The 6,317-nt window shown below is 62.5% G+C and carries 7 protein-coding genes; all 7 read right to left on the reverse strand.

Annotated elements, in window-relative coordinates; all coding sequences use genetic code 11:
• Positions 1–267: YciI family protein (locus AC1DWI_RS10925; protein ID WP_477724825.1), on the reverse strand; the 267-nt coding region annotated here is incomplete at its 3' end.
• 65 nt (positions 268–332) lie between these two features.
• Complete coding sequence (locus tag AC1DWI_RS10930) at positions 333–770, reverse strand: YciI family protein (RefSeq protein WP_477670150.1); 438 nt, start codon at positions 768–770, stop codon at positions 333–335.
• A gap of 174 nt (positions 771–944) precedes the next feature.
• Positions 945–1,898 carry an AEC family transporter gene (locus tag AC1DWI_RS10935; RefSeq protein WP_477670151.1) on the reverse strand — a complete coding sequence of 318 codons (954 nt, stop codon included), beginning with the start codon at positions 1,896–1,898 and terminating at the stop codon, positions 945–947.
• Between the two features lie 221 nt (positions 1,899–2,119).
• Positions 2,120–3,181, reverse strand: a complete 1,062-nt coding sequence (locus AC1DWI_RS10940; protein WP_477670152.1) for a porin — start codon at positions 3,179–3,181, stop codon at positions 2,120–2,122.
• 185 nt (positions 3,182–3,366) lie between these two features.
• A complete protein-coding gene (locus tag AC1DWI_RS10945; protein WP_477724826.1) occupies positions 3,367–4,158 on the reverse strand; it encodes an L-fucose dehydrogenase in 792 nt (263 codons plus the stop codon).
• A 61-nt stretch (positions 4,159–4,219) separates the two neighbouring features.
• Positions 4,220–5,500 (reverse strand): L-fuconate dehydratase, encoded by a 1,281-nt coding sequence (locus tag AC1DWI_RS10950; RefSeq protein WP_477670154.1) that lies wholly within the window; start codon positions 5,498–5,500, stop codon positions 4,220–4,222.
• Between the two features lie 78 nt (positions 5,501–5,578).
• A partial coding sequence (locus tag AC1DWI_RS10955; RefSeq protein WP_477724827.1) for a substrate-binding domain-containing protein occupies positions 5,579–6,317 on the reverse strand: 739 nt, incomplete at its 5' end.

Genomic DNA, 6,317 nt, shown 5'->3' on the forward strand with positions numbered 1-6,317 from the left:
GTCACCCCTGGAAGCCGCCTCAATCATGGTGAAACCGGCGATCAGCTCTTTGGCTTCGGTGAAGGGGCCATCGATGACCGTGGGCTTGCCACCGGAAAACCGGATGAGCGCGCCCTTTGAGCTTGCCTGCAGGCCCTCGCCGCCCAGCAGCATGCCGGCCTTGGCCAGTTCTTCGTTGTAGGCGCCCATGGCGGCCAGCAGTGCGGGGCTGGGCAGCTCGCCGGCTTCAGTGCTCGCGTCGGATTTGCGCAGGATCATGTATTGCATGCGTGAAGTCTCCTTGGAACCCGGTTTTTACCTCAAACACGGGCCCGGCAGCCAGGCGCCCGCTTTCAGGACTTCGCGGCAGTCTGTGCTTCGACCTGCTGGCGCAAGCGCTCTTCGGCTTCGCGAAGTTCAGGCGTGAATTCGGCGCCGAAGTCTTCAGCCGAAAACACCTGGCGGATTTCGATTTCGGCCTCGCTCTCAGGCGGCAAGGGGCAGCGTTTGATCCACTCAATCGCCTCTTCTTTCGACGAGACTTGCAGCATCCAGAAACCGGCGACCAACTCTTTGGTTACGGGGAAAGGCCCGTCGATCACGGTGCGCTTGCTGCCGGAAAACCTGACGCGCGCGCCTTTGGCGCTGGGGTGCAAGCCTTCGCCCGCCAGCATCACGCCAGCCTTGACCAGCGATTCGTTGAACTTGCCCATGTCGGCCAGCAGTTGTTCGCTGGGCATTTCGCCGGCTTCGCTGTGTTTGTCGGCTTTGATGAGGACCATGAATTTCATTTCGGACTCCTTGGTGTTGCGTTAGGTTTGCGTTGGGAGCGGAGAGCCCGGACAACCCGGGCAGAAAAATCCTGCTCTTACCGGTACGACGAACGGAAAGCGCGAAATCGACAACGCGGGACCATTTTTTTTAGGTTTTTTTGTAACGACGGCCGAAAAGGCCTGGTACCTGGCTCAGGTCAGCAGGGTCACTGCTGCCGAAAAGCTGAAAAAAGCCAGCACCGTCGACAACAGGATGATGCGCGCGATGCGGCCGTTGTCCGCGCCAAAGCGCTCGGCCAGCAGCGCCACATTGCTGGCGCTGGGCAACGCCGCCACCAGTACGATGACCGTGAGTGCGAAGGGTTGCAGCGGCACGCCCACAGCGATGGCACCCAACCCGACGAGGCCCACCAATACCGGGTGCACCACCAGTTTGATGAGCGCAACCGGCACATACTCCTTCAGGGGTGTGGCAGCCGTACTGTTCATCTGCGAGCGCGCCAGCACCGCGCCAATGGTGAACAGCGCCACAGGCGAGGCCGCATCGGCCAGCAGCCCGACGGTCTGCATCACCGGCCCTGGCAACATCACACCCAGCCCGGACGATAGCGCGCCCAGCACAATCGCCCACGGCATGGGATTGAGCGCCACGCCCTTGAGCGCTTTTTGCGCAGCGACCTCTGCGCCATGAATGTCGGCCGAGTCCAGCCGCGACAGCGCGATGCACAGCGAGCTTGTCACGAGCAAGTCAACCAGGATGGTGACGATGGCCGGGCCGGCGGCCTGAGCGCCCAGCAGTGCCACCAGCAGCGGCACGCCCATGAAGCCCGTATTGGGGAAAGCCGCCACCAGCGCACCGAAAGACGCATCGTTCCAGGCAATACGGCCCTTGCGCGTGAGCATCACGGTGAAAGCCACCATCAGCAACGCGCACACCAGGTAGACCGCCACCAGGCTCGCGTCCAGCAGCTGCGCAATCGGCGTGCCGGCGCCAAAGCGGTACAGCATGCAGGGCAATGCGAAATACAACACGAAGGTATTGAGGCCAGGAATGGCCAGCTGCGGGAGCAGGCCCCGGCGTGCAGCAAGGTAGCCGCACAGCACCAGGGCGAAAAAAGGGAAAGTGACGAAAAGAATGCGGAGCACGGCACTGATTGTCGCCCACGCCCTTGCGTGCGAGTGAGCAGCACGGTCCCGCTTGCACATCGATTGAGCATAAAAAATAGCTGCGGCGCAGGCATCGCCTGCGCGAGCAGCTATGTTTTTAATAGCAAAAAATGGTTGGCCAGCGGGTCCGCGTCAGGTGATACCGATCTGACCCAGCCAGCCTGCCGCCGAGCGCCTAGCTCCCCCGGCGGCGTTGCCCTTTAAAAGCTGTGCGCAATGCCCGCGTAAATGGTTCTTTGCCCCTGGTTGACATTCGGATTTCCCGAGATGCCCCCGTCCACCCCGAAGTTGGCACCACTGGAGTTGCTGACGCTGCCGAATGATGCGTACAGCAACGTGCGCTTGGACATGCTGTAGTCCGCACCCACCATGCCCAGCGTGGCCTTGCCGGCCACCCGGTCAGACTTCACGTGGAAGACCGAACCGATCAGCGTGAGCGCTGGCGTCACATCGTAACGAACGCCAACCCAGGCATGCTTGAGCTTGGACGCGGCTGTGAGGGCCGCGTCGGGTGCGGTGATGTAGTCGTAGGCCGCATAGAGCTTGGCCGGGCCGAACTTGTATGTGCCGCCTATGATGGTTTCCTTGGAGGTGCTGAAAACATCCGTGAAGGTGGCGGCAGCATTACGGCGCTCTGAATAGATGGCGCGCAGCATCAGGTCCTGGTTCGCATAGGTCATCGATATGCCCTCGCCGCGGTTGGCCTTGCTGTTTCCAGCCTGTTCGCCAAACGAGATTTGCCCGGTGGCGCTGAAGCCGCCCATATCAGGCGTTGAATACTCGACCACGTTGCTGGCACCGGGCCAGCTGCGGCCCCTGACCAGGGTGGCGCTGCCCACCCACTGTTGGCCGGTCGGGTCCAGGTCCCACACGTCGTTGCTGATGAACAGGTTCTTGCCAAGACGGAAGCTGCCCCAGCTGGCGTTGGACAGACCGACATAGGCGCGGCGGTTGAACAATGCCGAGCCGACCGAGCCGTTTTTCAGTTCAAACCCGCTTTCGAGAAGGAAGTTGGCCGCCAGCCCGCCGCCCAGGTCTTCCTTGCCCTTCATGCCCCACATGCTGGTGCCCCACTGGTTGCTGGCCACCATGGTTTTGGAGAAGCTGGCATTGGCCACCGGGTCATACACATGGTCGATATACGCCAGGCCTGATACGGCACGTCCGTACATGGTGACACTGGACTGGGCCGAGGCCAACTGTGGCGCCAGCGCGGCCGCGCAGGCCACACCGAGGTACACACTACGGAAAGCAGCTTTCATGATTTGTCTCTCTTTGCTATGGTTAGGTTGAGTCAGTTAAAAAGTCCGGATATGCCCATCCGCCGGCATGGCTGCCCAGAGCGAACCCGGTTCGGGCGGGGAAAATCTGCGGCGAGCTTCATCGTGCTTTTCAGGGCTCGGTAGCTGGCAGCGCCGCATGGCGTTTTGGCCGTGTTGATGTCTGTTCATGGTGGTCCGCCGACAGGCAAGGCGCGGTCCAGATGCACATAACCGCCATCGGGATGAATCCACTGGCCCGTCGTGTGTKAGGCGCGATCGGACAGCAGGAACACTACCGTGTCGGCAATTTCGCGGTCGGTCGTCATGCGCTGGCCCAGGGGGATCCGGGCCGTGATGTCGGCCAGCGCCGCTGCCGGGTCGGCAAAGGTCTTGAGCCACGTTTCATAGAGCGGCGTCATGACTTCGGCCGGCAGCACCGCATTGACCCGCACGCCATGTGGCGCCAGGGCGGCAGCCCATTCGCGTGTCAGCCCCAGCTGGGCCGCCTTGGCCGCGACGTAGCCGCTGGTGTTGCCCTGCCCAGTGAGCGCCGTCTTGGAGGAAATGTTGACGATGGCGCCGCGCCTGGCCTTTAGCTGGTCCAGGCACAGGTGAGCCATCAGGTAGTAATGCATCAGGTTGGACTGCAGCGAGCGCTCGAAGGCCTCGGGGCCGGCCTCCAGGCCGACGCTGTCGTTGACGCCGGCGTTGTTGACCAGCGCATCAATGCCGCCGAATTCGGCCACGGCACCCTGCACCGCGGTCCGGCAGGCCGATTCGCTTTCAAGGTCGAGCTGGAAAAACCCATGGCGTGCACCGAGCTCCCGCAAGGCCGCGGAAAATTCCGGCAACAAGGGGCTGCGGCCGAAGATCACCGGCACGGCGCCCTCCCGCGCCAGCTGCAGGCTGATGGCCCCGCCAATTCCGGCGCCCCCGCCGGTGACAATGACAATCTTGTTTTGAAGGTGCAAATTCATCAAGGGCTCCGGTGTCAGATGTTGGTTATGGTCAGGCTCAGCCGAGGGTGTGTAGCGGCCATCAGCCCTTGAAGGCGTACTGCGCCAGCGACTCGCGCTTCATCTCAATCGAATAGCCAGGCCGCTGCGGCGGCATGTAGGCGGCATGGCGAATCACGCAGGGGTCCACGAAATGCTCGTGCAGGTGGTCCACGTATTCGATCACCCGGCCTTCCTTGGTACCGGCGATGCAGAGGTAATCGATCATCGACAGGTGCTGCACGTATTCGCACAAGCCGACCCCGCCGGCATGCGGACAAACCTTGAGCCCATATTTGGCCGCCATCAACATCACGGCCAGCACCTCGTTGACCCCGCCCAGGCGGCAGGCGTCGATCTGCACCACGTCAATGGCGCCCTGCATGATGAGCTGCTTGAACATGACGCGGTTCTGGCACATCTCGCCGGTGGCGACCTGCATGTCGCCCTTCACCGCCTCGCGGATGCGGCGGTGACCCTCGATGTCGTCGGGGCTGGTCGGCTCTTCGATGAACCAGGGCTTGGCAAAGCCCAGGTGGCCCAGCCACTCAATCGCCTCGTTGACATCCCACACCTGGTTGGCGTCGATCATCAGGGTGCGGTCGGGGCCGAGCACCTCGCGGGCGACGCGCACCCGCCGGATGTCGTCCTGCAGGTCGCGGCCCACCTTGAGCTTGATGTGCGAAAAGCCGGCGTCCACCGCCTCCTGGGCCAGGCGCCTGAGCTTTTCGTCGTCATAGCCCAGCCAGCCGGCGGAAGTGGTGTAGCAGGCGTATCCTTCCTGCTCGAGCGTCTTCAGGCGCGCGTCCTTGCCGGCGGCCTGGCGCGTCAACAGCGCCAGCGCTTCGGCCGGCGTGATGCAGTCGGTGATGTAGCGGAAGTCGATCAGCCTGACGATCTCTTCCGGGCTCATGCGGGCCACCAGCTTCCACACCGGCACGCCCTCCTGCTTGGCCCACAGGTCCCACACGGCATTGACCACGGCGGCAGTCGCCAGGTGGATCGCGCCCTTGTCGGGGCCGATCCATCGCAGCTGGCTGTCCGAGGTGATGTAACGCCAGAAGCGGCCCATGTCTTCGGTCACCCAGTCCATGTCGAGACCGACCACCAGGTGGCGCATGGCTTCGATGGCGGCACAGCAGATTTCATTGCCGCGGCCGATGGTGAAGGTCAGGCCATGGCCTTCAAGCCCCGGCTCGCCGGTTTCCAGCACCACATAGGCGGCCGAATAGTCCGGGTCCGGATTCATCGCGTCCGAGCCGTCGAGATGCCGCGACGTGGGAAAGCGCACATCGACGACACGCATGGATTGGATAGTGCTCATGAAGGATTGCCTGGGGATTGCTGTTTGCCTGGTGAAGAAGCGCTTCAGCGCGTGGTAGCCCTGAGGCCGCCGCACCCATCAGTCATACAGAACCGCAGCGATCTTGGGATCATTGATGGTGGTCTTGTCGTAGTAGTAAAAGCCGGTGTCGATGACCTTGGGCAGCTTTTCGCCCTTGAGGGACTTGACCGCCGCCTCCACCGTCTTGTAGCCAATGCCGACCGGGTTCTGGGTAATGGCGCCGGCCATTGAGCCGTCCATGATGGCGGCCTTTTGCTGCTTGCCGGAGTCGTAGCCGATGATCACCACCTTGCGCTTCATCTCCCTGGCGCCATTCAGTGCACCGATGGCCGAGCCTTCGTTGGCGCCGAAAATTCCCTTGAGGTTAGGGTTGGCCTGCAGGATGGACTTGGTGATCTCGGTCGATTTGAGCTGGTCGCCGCCGCCGTACTGCACGCTGACGATCTTGATGTTGGGATAGGTTGACTTGATACGGTTGACAAATCCGTCGGTGCGATCGATGCCGGTGCGGCTGGTCTGGTCATGCACCACGAGGGCGACATCGCCGCTTTTACCGATCAGCTCGGCCATCTTGTCGGCGGCGAGGGCTGCGGCGGCCACGTTGTTGGTGGTGGTCGTGGTCACCGGAATATCGCTGTCCACGCCCGAGTCAAATGCGATGACCGGGATCTTGGCGGCCTGGGCCTTTTTCAGCAGCGGGATCGATGCCTTGCTGTCCAGCGCGGCAAAGCCGATGGCCGACGGCTTTTTGGCCAGCGCCGCCGCGAACATGTCGATCTGCTTGTCCACCATGCTC

This window comes from Polaromonas sp. P3_C2, from assembly GCF_056402675.1.

What these genes read in the sequence shown, in the direction of transcription:
- AC1DWI_RS10930 (WP_477670150.1), bottom strand. Translation starts at nt 770, where the DNA reads ATGAAATTCATGGTCCTCATCAAAGCCGACAAACACAGCGAAGCCGGC.
- AC1DWI_RS10940 (WP_477670152.1), bottom strand. Translation starts at nt 3,181, where the DNA reads ATGAAAGCTGCTTTCCGTAGTGTGTACCTCGGTGTGGCCTGCGCGGCC.
- AC1DWI_RS10950 (WP_477670154.1), bottom strand. Translation starts at nt 5,500, where the DNA reads ATGAGCACTATCCAATCCATGCGTGTCGTCGATGTGCGCTTTCCCACG.